The sequence below is a fragment of the Salinicoccus kekensis genome (assembly GCF_900220995.1).
Lineage (GTDB): Bacteria > Bacillota > Bacilli > Staphylococcales > Salinicoccaceae > Lacicoccus > Lacicoccus kekensis.
The window spans coordinates 91,347-112,495 of record NZ_OBQF01000001.1; the positions used below are offsets into that span (position 1 = coordinate 91,347).

Here is a 21,149-nt window from a genome sequence, read left to right on the forward strand (position 1 = left end):
ATGAAGAAGACATTATGGCTCACTATACCGCTTGTCCTTATCATCACAGGATTAATCACTTATTTCACAGTATTTGCGGAAACTGAAAGGGAGGCGCATCAGATGCAGCCGGCCAGAGTGCATGACGGCATGATTGAATTGAATTCTTCGGACGGTTTTTCACCAATCACGATCAAGGGCGTGAATATGGGCATGGCGAAGCCCGGGCATTTCCCCGGTGAAGCGGCGATCACGGAGGATGAGTATCACCGCTGGTTCGAAATGATCGGCGCGATGAACGCCAATACCGTGCGTGTCTACACGCTGCATCCGCCGGGCTTCTATCAGGCACTGAAGGATTACAATAAAGACCACCCGGAGGCGCCGGTGTACATCATGCACGGATTCTGGGCGGATGAGGATAAGATGCACGCCGACCTCGACGCTTTCGAGGAAGAGCTTAACGAGGAATTCGAGACCGACATCCGGCACATCATCGATGCGGTCCACGGCAATGCGGATATCCCGGAGACGCCGGGCAAGGCGCACGGGAAGTATAAAGCCGACGTATCAGAATATGTGATCAGCTGGATGCTCGGTGTGGAATGGTTCCCGCCGTTCGTCATGGAGACGAATAAAAAGCATGCCGGTACGGATGAGTTCGACGGCGTCTATTACAGTACGGAGGATGCTGGGCCTTTCGAGCACTGGCTCGCAAAAAAGATGGAATTTGCGACGGCCTACGACCATGAAAATTACGGGTCGCTGCGCCCGATGAGCTTCACGAACTGGGTGACGACCGATCTTCTGGACCATCCGGCGGATTCATCCGATATGGAGGATGTGGTGAGTGTGGATCCGAATAAAATCCACACTGAAGGTATGATGGCCGATGTCGGGCAGTTCGCCTCGTACCATGTCTATCCATATTATCCGGACTTTTTGAACCATGAACCGGAGTACATTGAATACGTCGACCACCGGGGCGAGAAGAACAACTATGCAGGCTACCTGCGCGATCTGCATGAGGCGCACCGCCTGCCGGTGCTCATCGCAGAATTCGGACTGCCGGCCTCGCGCGGCATGACGCACCGGAACCCTTTCGGCTGGAACCAGGGTTTTATTTCCGAAACGGAGCAGGGTGAATATGTGTCCAGCATGTTTGAGGATATCATCCACGAAGGCATGATGGGCGGACTCGTGTTCACATGGCAGGACGAATGGTTCAAGCGGACATGGAACACGATGGATTACGACAACCCGGATGCCCGCCCGTACTGGTCGAATGCGCAGACGAACGAGGAGCAGTTCGGCCTGCTCAGCTTCGATACGCATAAGATCGGCGTCGACGGTGATGCGGGCGATTGGGAAGAAGATCCGATGTATGAAGATGACGGGATGATCAAGTCATTTGCGATGGACCATGATGAACGGTATTTATACTTCAAGGTGAAACATGATCCAGGCTTCACCGGCGACATCGAAATACCGCTCGATATCGTGCCGGGGCAGGGGAATCATGAAGCGAGGGGCCTTGAAACGGCTGATGCGGTGGATTTCATCATCCGCATCAATGATGAATCAAGGATTGTCGTCGATGATTACTACGATTTCTTCAAAGTCCAGTACGGCCACGGGCTCGGCATGATCGATGCAGAAGGTGAGCCGGAGAAGGATTCAGGGGAATACAACCCGATCCGTTATGCATTGAGCAAGGAAATCTATCTGCCGCACCTCGACGAGATACTCCCGTTCGAGTACTACGAGACGGGGCTGCTCCGGGAAGGCATTGCGAATCCTGAAGCTGAAGGGTACGATTCCCTGAATGATTATTACTGGAACCGGGAGGACGGCGTGCTTGAGATACGCATCCCATGGATGCTGATCGGGGCGAGGGACCCGTCCGCCCGTGAGTTCATCGGCGATATCGTCAAGGACGGTCTCGATGCCAGCGTCGATATCGACGGCATCAAAGCGGGTGTCATACTGACCGGCGACGGCACCAAAGCAAGTCTCCCGGGAACGGTGGACGGCGAACTTCCGGAGATGTCGATGTACAAATGGGAAGGCTGGGACCTCCCCGCATATGAAGAGCGCCTGAAGCAGTCCTACTTCATTTTAAAGGACACATTCGGCGAAATTGAATGATTTCCGCCCCGCTCCGGCGGGGCATCATTATTTCTATTGACCGGGATTATGTAAACGCTTACAATAAAAGTGTTTTATTTATATTACAGATGTGTTACAATAATTACGTTCTGAAAACATATGCACGAACTCTGATCATGAGGGAGCAATCATAATGAATGACCGGAAGAGAATATGTTTATCACTGCTGGCTTTTATGGGTCTTGCAGGATGCGGCCGGGAAGGGGACGAGGCGGCGATCACCGAAAACGAGATGAACGCAGTCCATACCCACGAAGTACATAAAATCACCGATTTCGTCCTGGAGGACGGATCCGGCCTGAAAATCAACGATAAAAAATCTGCACCGGCGGTCGGACTCGATCAGGCGGTCCATGCCGGGGATGAGAAACCGGATATCAGCGGCCGGGAACGCTTCATCAGGGAGCTTTCAGGCGTACAGTACAGTGTCGGCATGATCTGGGAGGACAGTTTCAGTCATCTGTACCGGACGCTGGTGAACACGCAGGCCGATATCATCAAGGATGATGAAGAGCATTTGACAGCGAAGCAGCTCGAAGAAGTCGCACTCCAGATCGAATTGATCCATTCACAGTATTCAGACCTTGAACAGGACCTGAGTAACCTGGAAGTGCCGAAGGCGGTCGCCGATGCCGATATGGAGAACGTCGAGTCGGCGATCGAGGAATTGTCCATGGCGATCGAAAACCGCACACTCGCACTGATCGAATTCAAGTCGATCTACGAGGGCACGGATTATGAGCTGCATGATGAGCTGCTCGCCATCCATGTGGAGAACAGCGACAAATACCTGAACCGGGCGGACGGCACGATAGAAGATTTGAAAAATGCGGTTGAAGACAAATAGACACCGGGATGATTGTCCCGGTGTCTTTTATTTAAGGGTACTGCAGAAGGGTTTTCCCGGCTGCAGTGGGTGGAATACTATTTTTTTTCTTTCTCTTTGTTGTCTTTATCGTCTTTACCGCTCTGATTGACTTTATCCATGACGCTGTCGCCTTTCTCCTTGGCGCTGTCCCACTTCTCGTTCGCATTTGAAGCAGTGTCTTTCGCTTTGTCCATGAAGTTTTTGTCAGCCATAGTTAAAATCTCTCCTTTGTAATCTTTATTTCTGTTACAGTCATACTCTACCCGCCTGAAAATCCTTTAAACATGTAATGCGTTAATTAATCTTTGGAAGCCGCTGAAAGCCCCATGTTTACTGTGGAAATGGTACGGGTATACAGTTTTATGAATCATATAATAAGGAGAGATGTCTTGTGAGTAAGAAAGTCGCAGTACTGATGGCGGATTATGTTGAAGAAATCGAATATACAAGTCCTAAAGAAGCGATAGAAGCAAAAGGCTATGAAGTGGAAGTCATTTCACCTGACGGAAAAGAAGTGAACGGCAAGAACGGCGACACTTTCCAGGCGGATAAGAGCGTCTCGGACGCCAATCCGGAAGATTATGCAGCAATCCTCGTACCGGGCGGTTTTTCACCGGACGTATTGCGCGGCAATCCGGATAACGCCAAATTCGCCGGACATTTCCTTGAAAATAAAAAACCGACGTTCTCGATCTGCCACGGCCCGCAGTTCCTGGTCGACACAGACAAGCTGCGCGGCTACGATCTGACGAGCGTTGCGAACGTGAAGAAGGACCTTGAGAATGCCGGTGCAATCTATCATGATGAATCCGTGGTCGTGTCAGACAATCTGATCACGAGCCGCACGCCGGATGACCTTGACGATTTCAACAAAGCCATCCAGGAAGCGCTGAATGAATAATAAGTGAACCCCGCTCTTAAGCGGGGTTTTTTGTATGAAAAAACCCCGGATGCCCCGGAGTTTATTCCACCACTGTAATGGTCCTTGCATATGCATGCGGATTTTCAAACTGGTCGAAGACAGCATAGGCGATTGTGTACTCGCCCGGCGTATCGGTGTCGACTTCACCTGAAATGAATGCGGTATGCGCGATATCGAGCCCGTCCGTATCGATGATCTCGATGCCTTCGCGCGCATTGAAATCCTCGCCGACGCTGATTGTGACATCTTCCATATTGTTAAACAGCACGGTCGATGATGTGTCTTCCGATGTCCCTTGAAGCTCTGCCTCGGTCGGCGGAACGAGCGGGATCGGGTCGGACGGGGCATCGCTCACCGTGATGGAGCGGGTGTATTCGAACCAGCCGTTCCGGCTGTTCTCGACCCGGTATGAAACCGTATATGTCCCCGGCGTGGATGTATCCACGTTGTCATCTGTGATTTCGATGTTGTCCGTGATATTGCCGTCCTGGTTGTCGAGCGCATAGACGCCCGCCATCGGATCGAAATCATCCCCGACCTGTACATTGACGGTATCCAGGTTTCTGATCGTCGGTGCAGGATTGTTATAGGCCGCAATCTCTTCCTCCATCGTCGGTCCGCTGTAGTCTTCATAGACCGGATTCGCTTCCGCGCCCCCTGCATCTTCCACCATTTCTGCCGTGATCGGCGCAACCGGCAGGAGGCCCGCCATCACTTTCACCATAGTATTGATATTCATTTATCTGCTCACCTCATCAGTGCTTTCGGTAGTATATCCTGAAGTGTATACTCATCCAGGGTTTTAAGGTAATTCTCCAGCGCGTCGTTCAGCACGAACTTCAGGCCGCATACGGGGGTGAGGACGCATTCGTTGTCAGGTCTGAAGCATTCCGCCATATGGAAATTATCTTCCGTGTTCCTCACGACGTCGCCTATCTTCATATCTTCCGGTTTATATTTTAGCATAATACCGCCGCCGCGGCCACGCACAGTATGTATATAGCCGAGCTTCGCGAGATTATGGACGACCTTCGTCAGATGATTTTTCGAGATGTTGTAGTAGTCCGATATTTCATCGATCTGCACTTTTTCATCCGTCTGCCGCGTACCGAGGTACATCAGCACCCTGAGGGAATAGTCCGTATATAAAGTCAGTTTCATATTTCTCACCTCTTGATTATACTTTACATCAAACGCGCCAAATAATCCCCATATTAAACATTGACAACTTTGTGAATATATTAACAAAGGGTTGTAAATCTGTCTTCCCGGGTATAACATTAAAGATGTATAAAATATATAACTTTAAAAAGGGAGCGTTTTCATGGAACCTCATAAAAAAGAAATCATCAAGGCAACTGTACCTGCATTGGAAGAACACGGCACGACCATCACTACAGTGTTTTACCAGAACATGTTCAAAAAGCATCCGGACCTGTTGAACATGTTCAACCAGACAAACCAGAAGGTCGGCGACCAGCCGAAGGCCCTCGCATTCACAGTGCTCCAGGCGGCAAGGCACATCGATGACCTGGAGGCGATCGTACCTGCGGTCATCGGCATCGCCCATAAGCACCGCGCGCTCAACGTCAAACCGGAACATTATCCAATCGTGGGCGAAAACCTGCTCGAAGGCATCAAGGAAGTGCTGGGTGATGCAGCGACACCTGAAATCATGGATGCATGGGAAGAGTACTACGGCGAGATCGCCCAGATCTTCATCGATGTGGAAGCCGGCATGTATAAGGAAGCGGAATGGGACGGCTTCGTACCGTTCAAGGTGACCGGGAAGGACCAGCTGTCTGATGACATCGTCCGCTATACGGTGAAGAGCGACGAAGTGGACTTCGATGTTCGCGCCGGCCAGTACATCACGGTCAAAGTGGACCCGTCGGATTACCCGTACGAGGCGCTGCGCCATTACTCCATCTGTTCGGTCCATACAGAGGAAGGGCTCCAGTTTGCTGTGAAGAAGGAAGGGACGGATGACACGGCAGGCGTCGTCTCCCACCATATGCACGACGACGTCCAGGTCGGAGACACGCTCGAACTGAGCGCACCTGCAGGTGACTTCCTCCTCGATCCTGCAGATGAAAAACTCCTCTTCATCGCAGGCGGCGTCGGTGCGACACCGGTCATGGCGATGATCGAAGAGGCGATTGAAGCGGGCAAGGATCCGAAGTTCATCTACAGCGTGCAGAATAAAGGGATGCACCCGTTCAAGGATGAGATGCAGGAATTTGGTGAAAAGATCGATGTGAAAGTGAAATACAGCGATGATGAAGGTTTCTTAAACCACGAAGACTTCGAAGGTCTGCAGGACCGCAGCGTCTACATCTGTGGATCCATGCACTTCATGAACGCGATGATCAAAGTGCTGCATGAAGTCGGCTTCAGTGAAGACAACATCCACTTCGAACCGTTCGGTCCGAAGATGAGCCTCGTCGGCGAGACGGTTTAACAGGCTTCACAGACGGATTTTGCGCCCCGGCCGGAAAATAATCTGGCCGGGGTCTTTTATTTCTTAAAATATTGGGTATATGAAGTCTATATTGATTAGGAGGGACATCTATGACATACATATGGCTCGTGGTGGGATTTGTGCTATTGATCAAGGGCGCGGACTGGTTCGTGGACAGTGCGTCGACGATCGCAAGGAAGCTGAGCATCTCGCCGATCGTCATCGGGCTTACGATCGTCGCTTTCGGGACGAGCGCGCCTGAAGTGGTGGTCAACATCATCGCAGCACTTGAGGGCAACGGTGATATGGTCGTTGGTAACGTCGTCGGGAGCAATATCGCGAACATCACCCTGATACTCGGGCTCACCGCGCTCGTCTCGCCGATCGTGGTGGAGCGGAGCATTGCGAACCGGGATATGATATTTGCGCTCGGTTCGGTCTTCCTGCTGCTGATACTTGTGGGTGAACGCTGGTTCGGCGGCTCCGGTGAGAGTATGCTGACGCGGCTGGACGGCCTCATCTTTCTTTTGGGCATGGCATTTTATATGTTTTATGTGTTTATGAAGGCCCGGCGCACGCGTGTTGCGACGCTGGATGAAGAGCTGCGCCTCACGGAGGCGCGGGAGCCCGGGACGGCCTCCCGCGGCTGGGCATCTCTCATCATCGTGCTGATTGTGGGGTTAGCCGGCATCATACTCGGCGGTGAGCTCGTGGTTTCCAGTGCCACTGAAATCGCGATTGCGCTCGGCATGTCGCAGGCGTTGGTGGGTCTCACCATCGTTGCGATCGGTACGTCGCTGCCTGAGATGGTGACGTCGATCATGGCTGCGGTGAAGGGCGAGACGGATATGGCGATGGGCAACCTCGTCGGCAGCGGGATCTTCAATATCCTGCTCGTGCTCGGGCTTTCGGCGACTGTGGCGCCGCTTGCGGTCAGCAGTGTGATCATCATCGACATCTTCGTCATGATTGCGGCGACGATCCTCGTGTTCGTGATGTCGAAGTCAAGCTACCACCTGAACCGGGTGGAGGGCGGATTCCTTTTCGCGATATACATCGTTTATCTCGTTTATATCATTATGAGAGGCTGATGGTTTTATTTTCTTGAAATAATTAATTTACTTGCATTCAATAAAAATCAAATCTCCTGTTTTTCGGCATATATAGATGAGGGGTGTTTTTTCGCCGCTCGTATATGCCGGAAGGCGGGAGGTTTTTTATTATGAGGATGAAGACGCTCGAGCACCAGTGGCTGGATGTGCTGTGCGGACGGGGCGGCGGTGGCGGGAAGGATGTGCAGGAGCTGAAGCGGCTTGCCGCGGGTTACGAGGGCGAGTGCGAACTGGACCGCTGGCTTAGGGATTTTGGCCGCCCGCACTGGAAAATTTTCAGGGACATCTGGATCGACGCGGGCGGCACCACGCAGATTGATACCCTTGTGGTGACGGGTGAGGGGATCCATGTGTTTGATGTGAAGAATTATTCCGGTGAGCTTGAATATGTGGACGGGAAATGGTGGAGTGGCGGCAGGCGGCTGAATAAGGATATATTCATCCAGCTGAAGCGGTCGATGGAGAAGATGGGTGTGATGCACCACCGGATCGGCGGGCGCGGCCGGCTCACCGGGCGCATCGTGTTCGTCGGCGAGCATGGCCGGGTGCATGTGAAGGATCCGGTCGATGTGGAAGTCGTCATGCGGCATGACATCCGCCGGATGATACATAAGCTTGCCGATGATGAGAATTGGAATGATGTGCTGGATATAGGTGAGACTGCGCGGGCGGTTGAGGGTTTCATGATTGAATGTCCATATAAGCCGCGGGAGCTCGATGATGTGGAATTCGGCCGGCTGCGATGGGGTGTGCGATGCGGGGCGTGCGGCGGGTTCGGCGTTGTGGCGAAGCGGTATCATATCGAGTGCCGCTGCGGCCATGTCGAGCCGAAGGAGAAAGCTGTGCTGCGGACGATCTGCGAGTACGGGGTGTTGCGGCATGAGCGGGATTTGAAGGTTGGGGAGGTTCATCAGTTTTTGGGAGGGATTATTTCAAAAGTGCGCTTAAGCGAGATTTTGAGGAAACATTTTCAATTGAAAGTTTCCGGACGCCATGCCACATATGTAAATCCGCGTGCTGAGTTCCGGTATGTATTCAAAAATATTGTATTCAGATATGAAAGGGTTAAATAAAAATATGATAATAAGGAAAAGCTATGGTGGGATAAGTTTAACGCATGTTCGCGAGCGTCACGAGCATGTGATGGAAAGTTAGCGCATGTTCGCGGGCGTCACGAGCATGTGATGGAAGTTTAACGCATGTTCGCGGGCATCACGAGCATGTGATGGAAGTTTAACGCATGTTCGCGGGCATCACGAGCATGTGTTAACCCCCCATCTCAACCAAAATCCACCCCCAACCAAACAAAACCCCCGGTCGCCTGACCGGGGGTCCAATTCATAAATTATTCGATGCCTTTATTCCATTTTGCAGCAAGCAGTGTGTTGTTCAGGACCATTGTGATGGTCAACGGGCCAACACCGCCTGGTACAGGTGTGATGTAGCTTGCAACTTCGGAAGCGGAGTCGTATTCGACATCGCCGACGAGTTTGTCGTCGACCATCGTGTTGCCCACGTCGATGACGATTGCGCCTTCTTTAAGGTGTTCGCCTTTGACAAGGCCCGGCTTGCCGACTGCTGATACGACAACGTCGAAGTCTTTCAGCTTCTCGACCATGTCTTTAGTGCGTGAGTGCATAACAGTCACTGTTGCGTTCTCGTTCGTTAAGAGTTTTGCAACCGGCTGGCCGACGATGTGTGAACGTCCGATGACTGCAACGTCTTTGCCTTCCAAAGAACCTGTATGCTTAAGCAGTTCCATGATGCCGAGTGGTGTACATGGCACGAATGTGCGCTGGCCAGTGTAAAGGCGGCCGATGTTGATCGGGCTGAAGCCGTCGACGTCTTTCTCAGGGGAGATCGCCTCGAGCACTTTGTTCTCATCAACCTGATCCGGAAGTGGAACCTGTACGAGGATGCCGTGCACTGAATCATCGTTGTTCAGGCGTTTCACTTCGTTCAGCACATCTTCTTCGGAAGCTTCTTCAGGGAGATGGACGATATCAGAAGTCATGCCGACTTTTTCAGCAGCTTTGTTTTTTGATCTGACATAACTCAATGAAGCACCATCGTTACCTGCGATCACAACAGTCAGGTTTGGCGTGATGCCTTGTGATTTTAATTTTTCAACTTCTTCTGCAAGGCCTGCGCGGTAATCTTTTGCGATTTCGCGGCCGTTTAAAATTTCAGCAGTCATAAAATTTCCTCCTAATAATATCTGTATATCCATATACATTATGTACGAATCGGCTGAAAATTTCAATGAAAGAAATTTCACGAACAATACGGGGTCATAAAACACCTCATCGTTCGTATATACAAACGATGAAAGTTTAAAATAAAATAATGTTCGTGAATGAGTTGAATCGAAGCACCTTAATTGATAGAATAAAGTTGAACATTCGACTTTAGAACAATCAGGAGGATGAAACAATGAGCGTAGGCATTATTATGGGCAGCTCTTCGGACTGGCCTACGATGAAACTTGCAGCAGAGATGCTCGATGAATTCGGCATACAATATGAAGCGAAGGTGGTCAGTGCACACCGCACGCCGAAAGACATGGTGGCGTATGCTGAAAGTGCCGGGGAGCGGGGCTTTAAGGTGATCATCGCAGGCGCCGGGGGTGCGGCGCACCTGCCGGGCATGGTGGCGAGCCTCACCAATCTGCCGGTGATCGGCGTGCCGATCGAATCGAAATCGCTGAAGGGGCTGGATTCACTGCTGTCGATCGTGCAGATGCCGGGCGGCATCCCGGTGGCGACGATGGCGATCGGCGAGGCCGGCGCTAAGAATGCCGGCATATTCGCAGCCAGGATGCTTGCGATTTCGGATGGGGATCTCAGCTCAAAATTATCGGAATATACGAAATCATTGGAAGACAAAGTGGAGGCTATGCAGAATGACCTTAAGTAGAAGGATTTATCCGGGAGCAACAATCGGCATCATCGGCGGCGGTCAATTGGGTAAGATGCTCGCACAGAGTGCGCTCAGGATGGGCTACAAAGTGGCGGTGCTCGATCCGTCGGAAGATGCACCTGCAAAGGCGACGAGCCATTTATTCATCAATGCGGCGTTCGATGATGAGAAAGCGCTGAAACAACTGGGCGGCGCGTCGGACATCATCACTTACGAATTCGAGAACATCGACGGCCCGCTGCTCAAGCGCATGGTGGACGAGTACTACGTGCCGCAGGGTGCGGAGACGCTGCTCACCCTGCAGAACCGCGAGACCGAAAAAGAGGCGATCAGAAGCTCGGGCGCAAAAGTTGTGCCGTTTGCGGAAGTTTCAAACGATGAAGACGTCAAAGCATTCGCCGAGAAGGAAGGCTGGCCGGTCATCGTGAAGACGGCGACGGGCGGCTATGACGGGAAGGGGCAGTACTTGATCGAATCCGCAGACGACCTCAAAAAAGAGCCGATCCCCTACGAAGACACGCAGTTCATCGCGGAAAAGTACCTCGACCTCGAACGCGAAGTCTCACTCACCGTCGCAAGAAGCGCGGACGGCAAGACGATCGTCTTCCCGCTCCAGGAGAATCTGCACAGGAACCAGATCCTCTACCGCACGATTGCGCCGTCAAGGGTCGACCGCCAGAAGGACGCTGAAGCGGAAGTTGAAAAAATCATGAATAAACTCCATTTCGCCGGCGTGTTCACGGTCGAATTCTTCATAGACAAGTCAGGCGAACTGTACGTGAACGAAATCGCACCGCGCCCGCATAATTCTGCGCACCATACGATCGAGTCATGCAACATTTCACAGTTCGATGCGCATATACTTGCGCTCACAAACCAGCCGATGCCTGAGATCCGCCAGCATAAGCCGGCAATCATGATGAACCTGCTCGGCCAGGATCTGGACAGGCTCGGGGACGCGCTTTACGACCATCCGGAATGGCATGTCCATCTGTACGGGAAGTCCGCACGGAAGCCGGAACGGAAGATGGGGCATGTGACGATGCTTACAGATGATACGGCAGATACGCTTGAGAAACTCAAGACGGATTTTGAAAAGGAGAGGAAGGCATGACCACACTGTTATATGAAGGAAAGTCGAAGCGCATGTACGAAACCGGCGACCCTTTCGTCCTGAAAGTCGAATATAAAGACGAAGTCACCGCAAAGAACGGCTCGAGGCATGATTTTGCACCTGGCAAGGGGCGCCTTAACAATCTCATCACATCTAACATCTTCGAGCGGCTTGAAGCAGCGGGCATCCCGTCGCACTTCATCGAAACGACCGGTGAGGCGACACAGATCGTCCGCCGCGTCGACATGATACCGATGGAAATCGTCGTGAGGAACCTCGCTGCAGGGGACATCACGAACAGGCTCGGATTCAAAAAGGGCGAGGAGTTCGCGCCGCCTCTCATCGAATTCTTCTTAAAGGACGATGCGCTGCACGATCCGCTGATCAACCGGGCGCATGCAATCCATATGAAGATTGCGACGCACGATGAAATCGATGAACTGAAAAAACGCGCCAACCAGATCAACGTTGCACTGCTCGACATCATGGAGCCGATGGGCCTGAAGCTCGCCGACTTCAAGATCGAATTCGGCCGTGACAGGAAGGGCAATATACTGCTTGCCGATGAAATATCCCCGGACACATGCCGCATATGGGATGCCGCGACGGGTGAGAATTTCGACAAGGATGTTTACCGTGAAGGCACCGGCTCCGTTGTGGATGCCTATCAGAAATTTTATGAAAAAATGGAGGAAATCAAATAATGGCTAAATTCACCGAACCGACCGCAAAAGATATCAGGGATGAGAAACTGTATACGGGCATGGGGCTGACCGATGCCGAGTACGAGAAAGTCAATGGCATCCTCGGCAGGGAGCCGAACTATACGGAAACGGGCATTTTCGCTGCAATGTGGAGCGAACATTGTTCATATAAACATTCAAAACCTTTCCTGAAACAGTTCCCGACCGAAGGCAAAAAGGTGCTGATGGGGCCCGGCGAAGGTGCGGGCGTCGTCGATATCGGCGACAACCAGGCGGTCGTCTTCAAAGTCGAATCCCACAACCATCCATCCGCAGTCGAGCCGTATCACGGTGCAGCGACAGGCGTCGGCGGCATCACGCGGGATATCGTCTCAATCGGTGCAAGACCGATCGGCCTGCTCAACTCCCTCCGTTTCGGTGAACTTTCCGAGGCGAACAACCGCAGGCTCCTCGATGGCGTGAAGGACGGCATGAGCGATTACGCCAATACGATCGGCATCCCTGCAGTCGGCGGGGAAGTCGAATTCGACGGTCATTATGACGGCAACCCGCTCGTAAACGCCATGGTCACGGGTCTGATCGACCATGACAAGATCCAGAAGGGCACGGCCAAAGGTGTCGGCAATAAAGTGATCTACGCAGGTCTTGAAACGGGCCGCGACGGCATACTCGGTGCATCATTCGCTTCCGAGGAACTGTCGGAGGATGCGGATGTCGCACCGCCGACCGCGCAGGTCGGCCACCCTGAGGTGGGTAAAAACCTGATGGAAGCGACACTTCAGGCGATCGAATACCCTGAACTCGTCGGCATCCAGGATATGGGTGCCGCAGGCCTCACTTCCTCAAGCTCCGAAATGGCGGCAAAAGGCGACCACGGCATGACGCTGAATCTTGAGAAAGTGCCCGTATCGGAAGACGGCATCAGCCCTTATGAAATGATGCTTTCGGAAACGCAGGAACGCATGCTGCTCGTCGTGGAGGACGGTTCCGAAGATAAATTCCTCGAGCTGTTCAAAGAGATGGACCTCGCGACCGCGGTCATTGGTGAAGTGACGGACAACGACAGGCTCCTCCTTTATTTCGAAGATGAACTGTACGCGGACATCCCGGTGCAGCCGCTGTCGGAAGAGGCACCGGTCTATGTGCTTGAAGGCGAAAAGCCGGAGGAGGACACACCGCGTGAAGATTACTCCGATGAAGATCTGGATACGGCATTCAAATCGTTGATCAGTCATCCAACCATTGCAAATAAAGCCCTTATATACGATGCATTCGACTCGGGTGATGCGGACACGACGCTCCAGAAATCCGGATTCGGTGCAGGCATCGTGAAGATCGAAGGGACGGACAAAGCGGTCTCCATGACACTCGACGGCAAGAGCCGCTACGTCTATGCGGACCCTTACAACGGCGGCAAGGAAGTCGTCGCACAGGCGTACCGCGACATCATCGCAACAGGTGCCGAGCCGCTTGCGATGACGAACTGCCTGAACTACGGATCACCTGAGAAGCCTTTGATCTACAACCAGCTCGGCGAGTCGACGAAAGGCATGGCGGAAGCCTGCGAAGCACTCGGCACACCGGTCGTCTCGGGCAACGTGAGCTTATATAACGAAACGAAGGAAGCAAGCATCTTGCCGACACCGGTCATCGGCATGGTCGGTCTGATCGAGGACATCGGGTTCTTAAAAGAGGACAAAGTCAAAGACGGCGACGCGCTGTACCTTGTCGGTGAATTGAAGCCGCAGTTCCAGGGCTCGCAAATCGAGAAACTGATCGACGGCGACATCAGAAAGGCTCGTCGTGACATCGACCTCGGACTTGAAGCAGAGCGCGGCGAAATGCTCCGTAAAATGTATGTGGCGGGGGACATCCACAGAATCGCACCGCTTGGACGCGGCGGCCTGATCGCTAAACTCGCACAGCTCGCAGGCTTCTACAACACAGGCGTTGACGTCGACATCGATGTGCGCGGAGATCTTTTATTCTCAGAAAGTGCATCGAACTACCTCGTCGCAGCACCTTCAGGCATGGACATCGACGGTGCGGTGGAAATCGGAAAGCTTACGGGCCAATCATTCAAAGTGCAGGCACAGAACTTTAATGCTGAATATGATATTGAAGAAATCAATGCGACTTTGAAAGGGGCAATACCGGAATGGATGAATTCGACGGACTAAAAGAAGAATGCGGCCTGTTCGGCATCTGGGGCCACCCGGAAGCGAGCGAACTGACGTATATTGCGATGCACAGCCTGCAGCACAGGGGCCAGCAGGGTGCCGGGATCGTCTCCTCAAGCGGGGACTACCTCTTCGGCGCCCGCGGCATGGGCCTGCTGACGGAGGCACTCAGTAAGGAACAGCTTGATTCACTGAAACCTTTCCCACATGCGATCGGGCATACGAGATACGCATCGAGCGGCGGCAGTGAGCTCTCCAATGTGCAGCCGTTCCTGTTCAAAAGCCATAAGGGCGACCTTGCACTTGCGCACAACGGCAACCTGGTGAACGCGATGAACTTGAGGCGTGCACTTGAAGACCAGGGCGCGATCTTCCAGACGACTTCGGATTCCGAAGTGCTCGCACACCTCCTCCGACGTGAAAGAGGCGGCGGGGAAGAGAGCTTTGAAGGACGGAAGAAAAGGATAAAAAAAGTCTTGAAGCAGGTGAAGGGCGCGTTCGCATTTATGATCATGCATCAGGACAGCCTGACGGTCGCACTCGACGACCACGGCGTAAGGCCGCTCATGCTCGGCAAGAAGGACGGATCATACTGTGTTGCGAGCGAAACGTGTGCATTCACGGCCATCGGGGCGGAGTACATCCGCGATATCGAGGCGGGTGAGATGATCACGATCACGGACGAAGGCATCGATTTCGATCATTATACGGACACAACGAGCCCGCATATGTGCTCCATGGAGTACATCTACTTTGCGCGCGCGGATTCCGAATTCAGGCGGACCTCCACCTACAGGATACGTAAGGAGCTCGGACGGTCGCTCGCGGAGGAAATGCAGGGAATTGATGCGGACATCGTCATCGGTGTGCCGGATTCATCACTTGCCGCTGCGCACGGTTTCAGTGAAGCATCCGGCATCAAGCAGGAGCAGGGGCTTCTGAAGAACCGCTACGTCGGCCGGACGTTCATCACCCCGGGCCAGGAGGCAAGGGAGCGTGCGGTGCGCATGAAGCTCTCGCCTGTGCGTGACATCGTCGAAGGCCGGCGGGTCATCGTCATCGATGATTCGATCGTGCGCGGGACGACCAGCCGCTTCATCGTGAAGGCCCTGAAGAAGGCGGGGGCGAAGGAAGTCCATATGGGCGTCTCCTCACCGCCGCTTAAAAACCCGTGTTATTATGGTATTGATGTATCGACGCATGCGGAGATCATCGCAAGCACGAAGTCGCCGGAGGAGATCCGTGATGAAATCGGTGCGGATTCACTGACTTACCTCTCCGTCGACAAGATGCACGACGTCTACCATTCATTCGGCTCAAAAGGCCAGTGTGATGCATGCTTCACCGGGAATTACCCGATCGACATCGAGGAAGCGATCCTTCCTCAGGAAAAAGATTTAAAACAAAAGGGAGTGTAGTGATGAGCGAGCAGTATAAAAAAGCCGGCGTGGACATTGAAGCGGGCTACGAAGCGGTCGAACAGATGAAATCACACGTGAAGAGGACGAGGCGGCCGGAAGTGCTCGGGGGCCTCGGCGGCTTCGGTGCGGGGTTCGATCTGTCGCAGCTGAATATGAAACAGCCGGTACTCGTATCCGGCACGGACGGTGTCGGCACGAAGCTGAAGCTTGCGATCGACCATGACCGTCATGATACGATCGGCATCGATGCGGTGGCCATGTGTGTGAACGATATTTTGACGACCGGTGCGGAGCCGCTTTACTTCCTGGATTACATAGCGGTTGAAAAAGTGGTGCCGGAGACGGTTGCGGATATCGTGAAGGGCGTCTCCGACGGATGCGTCCAGGCGGGCTGCGCTTTGATCGGCGGAGAAACGGCCGAGATGGGCAGCATGTACGGACCCGGCGAATATGACCTCGCAGGCTTTGCGGTCGGTGCGGTGGAGAAGCCGGATTACATCGACGGCGCGAGAGTCAAGGCGGGCGACGTCATCATCGGCCTGCCGTCGAGCGGCGTCCATTCGAACGGCTACAGCCTGGTGAGGAAGATCATCGCCGACAACAATATCGATGTTGAAGCGGACCTCGAAGGCGAAAAGCTGATAGACCGTCTGCTTGAACCGACGCGCATCTACGTGCGTGAGGTGAGGGGTCTGATGGAGAAGGTGGACATCAAAGCGATGAGCCACATCACCGGCGGCGGCTTCGTCGAGAACCTGCCGCGCGCAGTGCCCGAGGGTCTCGGCATCGAGATCTCGACGGGTGAGATCAAAGTCCCGGCGGTCATCAATTGGCTGATCGAACAGGGCGGCATCAGCAAGGATGAAGCGTACAACGTCTTCAATATGGGCATCGGTTTCGTCGTCATCGTCGATGCGGCTGACGCCGACACGGCACTCAGTGCCTTGCGTGATGCGGGCGAGGCGGCGGTTAAGATCGGTGAGGTTACCGGCAAAGCAGGGATTGAGATCCATGACTAAACCCCGCGTTGCCGTCTTCGCTTCCGGCGGCGGCACGAATTTTGAAAATCTGGTGCGGAAGCAGGAGGAGATCGGCATCGACATCGTCCTGCTGATCTCGGACTACAACGAAGCATACGCAATCCAGCGTGCCATCAACCATGATGTCGACTATATCGTCGTCGAGCGTGAGAAGTACGCGACGAAGGCGGAATTTGAGAGCGACATTTTAAGCGTAATGAGGATGTACAACATCGAATATATACTGCTCGCCGGATTCATGCGGATATTGTCCGCAGATTTCGTCGGCAGGTACCCGCGGAAGATCATCAACATCCATCCGTCGCTGCTCCCGGATTTCAAGGGCGCGGACGCGATCGGCGATGCATTCCGCGCCGGCGTGAGAGAGACCGGGGTCACCGTGCATTTCGTCGACGCCGGCATCGATACGGGTGAGATCATCGCCCAGGTGCCCGTCGATGTGGCGCCGGAGGACACGCTCGAAGAACTGGAAAATAAAGTCCACAGCATTGAATACCAGCTCTATCCGCAGGCAGTGCGGATGATTTTGGCAAAACGTCAGGAGGATGAACAATGAAAGCATTAATCAGCGTATCGAACAAGGCGGGCCTTGAAGATTTCGTGAAGGGGCTCGTTCAGGCAGGCTATGACATTTATTCCACGGGCGGCACTTACGAGAAGATCAAAAGTTTCGGCGTCGATGTTTCAAGCGTAAGCGATCTTACTCAATTTGAGGAGATCATGGACGGCCGCGTGAAGACGCTCCATCCGAAGATTCACGGCGGCATACTCGCAGACCGCGACAATGCGTCCCATGTGGAGGCGATGGAATCGAACGGCATCGAGGCGATCGACCTTGTGGTGGTCAACCTCTATCCATTCAAGGAGACGGTCGCAAAAGAGGGCGTCACGGAGGAGGAAGCGGTCGAGAACATCGATATCGGCGGGCCGACGATGCTCCGGGCTGCTGCTAAGAATTTCAGGCATGTCACGACCGTCGTCAACCCGCAGGATTATGATGAAGTGCTTGAGCATATCGAAGCAGGCACGCTCGACCTCGAGTACAGGCGCACATTGAGCATCCGTGCGTTCAGGCACACGGCCGAGTACGACCGTGCGATCGTCAGCTACTTCACCGACAGCGAACGCACTTTGAGGTACGGTGAGAACCCGCATCAGGATGCGAAGCTCGTCCGGACGACGGATGATAAGAACACGATACTGAATGCGACCGTGCTTCAGGGCAAGCAGCTCAGCTACAACAACCTGCGTGACGCCGACAGTGCATTCGCGCTCGCCAAAAAGTTCGACCTCCCGGTTGCGGTTGCCGTGAAGCACATGAACCCGTGCGGCGTCGGCACCGGCGAGACGATGGTCGAGGCGTTCAACAATGCGTTCGAAGCGGACAGCCAGTCGATCTTCGGCGGCATCGTCGCGCTGAACCGTCCGGTGGACCGTGAGGCGGCCGAGGCGATGAGCAAGGTGTTCCTGGAAGTCGTCATTGCACCATCCTACACGAACGGTGCACTTGAAGTGTTCGATAATAAAGAAAACCTGAGACTTTTGACGGTCGATTTCACAGAAGAAGTCGACGGCGATGAATTCGTCAGCGTTTCCGGCGGGTATCTCGTCCAGGACCGTGACACCGGCAGGCTGAACCCGTCGTCGATCGAAGTGGTGACGGAGACGTCGCCGACCGAAAAGCAGATGAAGGCACTCGCCCTTGCATGGGAAGTGTCGAAGCACGTGAAGTCGAATGCGATCGTGCTCGCGAATGACAAACAGACAGTGGGCATCGGTGCCGGTCAGATGAACCGCGTCGGCGCGCTGAAGATCGCAGCCGACCGGGCCATCAGGCTTGATGGCGATGTGGTGCTCGCAAGCGACGGCTTCTTCCCGATGCCTGACTCCGTCGAGCTCGCGCATAAGCATGGCATCAAGGCGATCATCCAGCCGGGCGGCTCGAAGCGCGACCAGGAGTCGATCGACTTCTGCAACAAACACGGCATTGCCATGGTCTTCACCGGCATGCGCCATTTCAAGCACTGATCAATGGATACGCGTATTTTATTTTGTGATGGAGGCTTTAAAATATGAAAGTAGCAGTGATAGGCAGTGGCGGCCGTGAGCATGCGCTCGTCAAAAAATTTCATGAATCACCGTCCGTGAGCGGGATCGTCGCGATACCCGGAAACTATGCGATGGGCGATATGGCAAAGCTTGTGCCGGACATCGACCTGGAAGATTTTGGTGAAGTGGGGAAGATCTGCGACCGTGAAGAAATCGAGTGGGTCGTGATCGGTCCGGAAGCGCCGTTATCCGGCGGTATGGCGGATTTCCTCGAGCGCCAGCATGATTTGAAAGTGTTCGGCCCGAGGAAACTGGAAGCACAGCTCGAATCATCGAAGGCTTTCGCAAAGGACCTCATGAAGAAATATGATATCCCGACCGCGAAATACGAAATATTCACAGACCATGATGATGCGCTGGACTACGTCAACCAGGTGGGTGCACCGATCGTGGTCAAGAAGGACGGGCTCGCTGCAGGTAAAGGCGTCGTCGTGGCACAGGACATCGAGACCGCCCGCGCGGCGGTCCGTGACATGATGGCGGACTCGAAAGGCCACGTCGTCATCGAGGAGTTCATGGAAGGCGAGGAGTTCAGCCTGATGGTGCTTGTGAACGGGGAGTTCATCTATCCGTTCGAAGTGATGGCACAGGACCATAAGCGCGCCTTCGATGGGGACACGGGACCGAACACCGGCGGCATGGGCGCCTATGCACCGGTGACGCATATTCCGGAGAGCCTGCGCATGGAGGCTGTCGATAAAATCGTGAGGCCGATGGCAAAAGCGCTTGTGGATGAAGGCCTCAACTACTTCGGCGTGATGTACCTCGGCGCCATCGTCACCGAAGACGGTGTGAAGGTCATCGAATTCAACGCAAGATTCGGCGACCCGGAAGCACAGGTGCTCTTCAATCTGCTGGAAAGCGACCTCGGAGAAGTGCTTGAGAATATGTATCATAAAAAGCCGTTTTCACTCGAATGGCGGACCGGATGCGTCGCGGGTGTGATGCTCGCGAGCCAGGGCTATCCGGGTGCGTTTAAGAAAGGGAAGCCTGTAAAGGTTCCGGAAACGCTCATGCCACGCTGCTTCGTCAGCGGACTGGACCGGAATGAAGACGGCACCGTCGTCACATCCGGCGGCAGGGTGCTGCTCGTCACCGGCCACGGCGCCACCATCGAGGAAGCGGCCGCAGCCGCTTACGAAGGCGTCGGCCAGATCGAATACGGGACAGATGACCTCTTTTACCGGAAGGACATCGGCTACAGGGCGATGAAGTAAGTTGGAAACACCCGCGGTTGCGGGTGTTTTTATTTTGTGCGGATTTCGCGTGTGTCTCACGCATGCTCGCATATTAAGTGAGGAGCAGATTTAACTGGTTTCAGTCTGTTTTTGGCATTTGGAATGCTGATTTCGCAACCTCCGGCGACAACCTGGGCCAACATTGCGATTCCGGGTGCTGATTTCGTAACCTCCGTTCACATTCCGAGTTAAAGTTGCGATTTCGGGTGTCGATTTCGCAACTTCAGCCATATCTCGAGTGAAGGCTGGGGAATATGGATGTTACTTCGCAAGATTACGCTAATTTCATGGTGCAGGTTGCGATTGAAGATGGGGCATGAGAATAAAATCCCGACAGCGGTGTCATCGCCAGCACCTCTATCCGGATTCAAAGACAAAATCCTGACAGCCGCCTCAGCATCGGCACCTCCGTCCGGATCCGGAGAAAAAATCCTGACAGCGGCCCCAACACCGGTGTCTCCGTCCGGATCCGGAGAAAAAATCCTGACAGCGACCCCAGCATCGGCACCTCCGTCCGGATCTGAAGACAAAATCCAGACAGCCGCTTCAGCATCGGCATCTCCGTCCGGATCCGGAGACACAATCCGGACCTCCGCATCAGATCCCCAAACACAAAGAAAAGCACCCGTCGCATGCGGGTGCTTTCTTCTTGCATCTTGCATAAAGCAAAAACTATAAGGTGAAACTTAAAGCCCTTAGATTATGGTGCTATTCATAGGCGTCCTGGAGGTTTTCCTTTGTTTCCTGTTCGCCTTCTTTCGCGTCATCACTTTCTAGATCTTTTGTATTTTCTTTCGCGTCACGCTCTTTTTCACGAGCCTGTTCGCGTTTCTCTTCTTCGAATACATCTTTTTTATCCTTGTCCAAAGCCACTTGTATCACTCTCCTGGGAGAATATCATTATATTATATTA

The 21,149-nt window shown here is 53.6% G+C and carries 21 protein-coding genes; 15 read left to right on the forward strand and 6 right to left on the reverse strand.

Annotation, left to right across the window (positions count from 1 at the left end; all coding sequences use genetic code 11):
- Together CRN96_RS00410 and CRN96_RS00415 are read left to right on the forward strand one after the other, a co-directional pair.
- Window positions 1-2,127 (forward strand): hypothetical protein, encoded by a 2,127-nt coding sequence (locus tag CRN96_RS00410; protein WP_097038047.1) that lies wholly within the window; start codon window positions 1-3, stop codon window positions 2,125-2,127.
- A gap of 196 nt (window positions 2,128-2,323) precedes the next feature.
- Window positions 2,324-2,995 (forward strand): hypothetical protein, encoded by a 672-nt coding sequence (locus CRN96_RS00415; RefSeq protein WP_179647058.1) that lies wholly within the window; start codon window positions 2,324-2,326, stop codon window positions 2,993-2,995.
- Window positions 2,996-3,072: 77 nt separating this feature from the next.
- On the opposite strand, the gene CRN96_RS13190 is transcribed toward CRN96_RS00415, so the two are convergent.
- Complete coding sequence (locus tag CRN96_RS13190) at window positions 3,073-3,228, reverse strand: hypothetical protein (RefSeq protein WP_179647059.1); 156 nt, start codon at window positions 3,226-3,228, stop codon at window positions 3,073-3,075.
- A 179-nt stretch (window positions 3,229-3,407) separates the two neighbouring features.
- Here CRN96_RS13190 and CRN96_RS00420 point away from each other — a divergent pair, with 179 nt between their 5' ends.
- Window positions 3,408-3,917, forward strand: coding sequence for a type 1 glutamine amidotransferase domain-containing protein (locus CRN96_RS00420; protein ID WP_097038049.1), 510 nt, complete (start codon window positions 3,408-3,410; stop codon window positions 3,915-3,917).
- Window positions 3,918-3,978: 61 nt separating this feature from the next.
- On the opposite strand, the gene CRN96_RS00425 is transcribed toward CRN96_RS00420, so the two are convergent.
- Entirely contained in the window at window positions 3,979-4,677 is a 699-nt protein-coding gene (locus CRN96_RS00425; RefSeq protein WP_097038050.1) for an immunoglobulin-like domain-containing protein, read from the reverse strand.
- Between the two features lie 8 nt (window positions 4,678-4,685).
- Entirely contained in the window at window positions 4,686-5,099 is a 414-nt protein-coding gene (locus tag CRN96_RS00430) for an RrF2 family transcriptional regulator (protein ID WP_097038051.1), read from the reverse strand.
- Between the two features lie 163 nt (window positions 5,100-5,262).
- Between CRN96_RS00430 and CRN96_RS00435 the strand changes: the two genes are divergently transcribed.
- From CRN96_RS00435 to CRN96_RS00445, 3 genes are all read left to right on the forward strand, one after another.
- Window positions 5,263-6,399 (forward strand): globin domain-containing protein, encoded by a 1,137-nt coding sequence (locus CRN96_RS00435; RefSeq protein WP_097038052.1) that lies wholly within the window; start codon window positions 5,263-5,265, stop codon window positions 6,397-6,399.
- A 110-nt stretch (window positions 6,400-6,509) separates the two neighbouring features.
- Window positions 6,510-7,490, forward strand: a complete 981-nt coding sequence (locus CRN96_RS00440; RefSeq protein WP_097038053.1) for a calcium/sodium antiporter — start codon at window positions 6,510-6,512, stop codon at window positions 7,488-7,490.
- 131 nt (window positions 7,491-7,621) lie between these two features.
- Window positions 7,622-8,584: a nuclease-related domain-containing protein gene (locus CRN96_RS00445; RefSeq protein ID WP_179647060.1), complete on the forward strand. Its 963-nt coding sequence runs from the start codon at window positions 7,622-7,624 to the stop codon at window positions 8,582-8,584.
- A 272-nt stretch (window positions 8,585-8,856) separates the two neighbouring features.
- Here CRN96_RS00445 and folD read toward each other — a convergent pair whose 3' ends face one another.
- On the reverse strand, window positions 8,857-9,708 hold the full coding sequence (gene folD, locus CRN96_RS00450) for a bifunctional methylenetetrahydrofolate dehydrogenase/methenyltetrahydrofolate cyclohydrolase FolD (protein WP_097038055.1): 852 nt from the start codon (window positions 9,706-9,708) through the stop codon (window positions 8,857-8,859).
- 236 nt (window positions 9,709-9,944) lie between these two features.
- Here folD and purE point away from each other — a divergent pair, with 236 nt between their 5' ends.
- The 9 genes from purE to purD are packed head-to-tail and all read left to right on the forward strand — an operon-like array spanning window position 9,945 to window position 20,215.
- Window positions 9,945-10,427 (forward strand): 5-(carboxyamino)imidazole ribonucleotide mutase, encoded by a 483-nt coding sequence (purE, locus tag CRN96_RS00455; protein ID WP_097038056.1) that lies wholly within the window; start codon window positions 9,945-9,947, stop codon window positions 10,425-10,427.
- Entirely contained in the window at window positions 10,414-11,544 is a 1,131-nt protein-coding gene (gene purK, locus CRN96_RS00460; RefSeq protein WP_097038057.1) for a 5-(carboxyamino)imidazole ribonucleotide synthase, read from the forward strand. Before purE ends, purK begins: the two co-directional genes overlap by 14 nt.
- Window positions 11,541-12,248 carry a phosphoribosylaminoimidazolesuccinocarboxamide synthase gene (purC, locus tag CRN96_RS00465; RefSeq protein ID WP_097038058.1) on the forward strand — a complete coding sequence of 236 codons (708 nt, stop codon included), beginning with the start codon at window positions 11,541-11,543 and terminating at the stop codon, window positions 12,246-12,248. The genes purK and purC overlap by 4 nt, the downstream gene beginning before the upstream one ends.
- Entirely contained in the window at window positions 12,248-14,428 is a 2,181-nt protein-coding gene (gene purL, locus CRN96_RS00470; RefSeq protein ID WP_097038059.1) for a phosphoribosylformylglycinamidine synthase subunit PurL, read from the forward strand. The genes purC and purL overlap by 1 nt, the downstream gene beginning before the upstream one ends.
- Window positions 14,407-15,846, forward strand: coding sequence for an amidophosphoribosyltransferase (gene purF / locus CRN96_RS00475; protein WP_097038060.1), 1,440 nt, complete (start codon window positions 14,407-14,409; stop codon window positions 15,844-15,846). The genes purL and purF overlap by 22 nt, the downstream gene beginning before the upstream one ends.
- A 2-nt stretch (window positions 15,847-15,848) precedes the next feature.
- Complete coding sequence (gene purM, locus CRN96_RS00480) at window positions 15,849-16,868, forward strand: phosphoribosylformylglycinamidine cyclo-ligase (protein WP_097038061.1); 1,020 nt, start codon at window positions 15,849-15,851, stop codon at window positions 16,866-16,868.
- Complete coding sequence (gene purN, locus CRN96_RS00485) at window positions 16,861-17,445, forward strand: phosphoribosylglycinamide formyltransferase (protein ID WP_097038062.1); 585 nt, start codon at window positions 16,861-16,863, stop codon at window positions 17,443-17,445. The genes purM and purN overlap by 8 nt, the downstream gene beginning before the upstream one ends.
- Window positions 17,442-18,917: a bifunctional phosphoribosylaminoimidazolecarboxamide formyltransferase/IMP cyclohydrolase gene (purH, locus tag CRN96_RS00490; protein WP_097038063.1), complete on the forward strand. Its 1,476-nt coding sequence runs from the start codon at window positions 17,442-17,444 to the stop codon at window positions 18,915-18,917. Before purN ends, purH begins: the two co-directional genes overlap by 4 nt.
- Window positions 18,918-18,961: 44 nt before the next feature.
- Window positions 18,962-20,215 carry a phosphoribosylamine--glycine ligase gene (gene purD / locus CRN96_RS00495; protein ID WP_097038064.1) on the forward strand — a complete coding sequence of 418 codons (1,254 nt, stop codon included), beginning with the start codon at window positions 18,962-18,964 and terminating at the stop codon, window positions 20,213-20,215.
- Window positions 20,216-20,424: 209 nt separating this feature from the next.
- On the opposite strand, the gene CRN96_RS00500 is transcribed toward purD, so the two are convergent.
- Both CRN96_RS00500 and CRN96_RS13195 read right to left on the reverse strand, forming a co-directional pair.
- Window positions 20,425-20,817 carry a hypothetical protein gene (locus CRN96_RS00500; protein ID WP_097038065.1) on the reverse strand — a complete coding sequence of 131 codons (393 nt, stop codon included), beginning with the start codon at window positions 20,815-20,817 and terminating at the stop codon, window positions 20,425-20,427.
- 127 nt (window positions 20,818-20,944) lie between these two features.
- Complete coding sequence (locus CRN96_RS13195; RefSeq protein ID WP_179647061.1) at window positions 20,945-21,109, reverse strand: hypothetical protein; 165 nt, start codon at window positions 21,107-21,109, stop codon at window positions 20,945-20,947.
- Window positions 21,110-21,149: the final 40 nt, after the last annotated feature.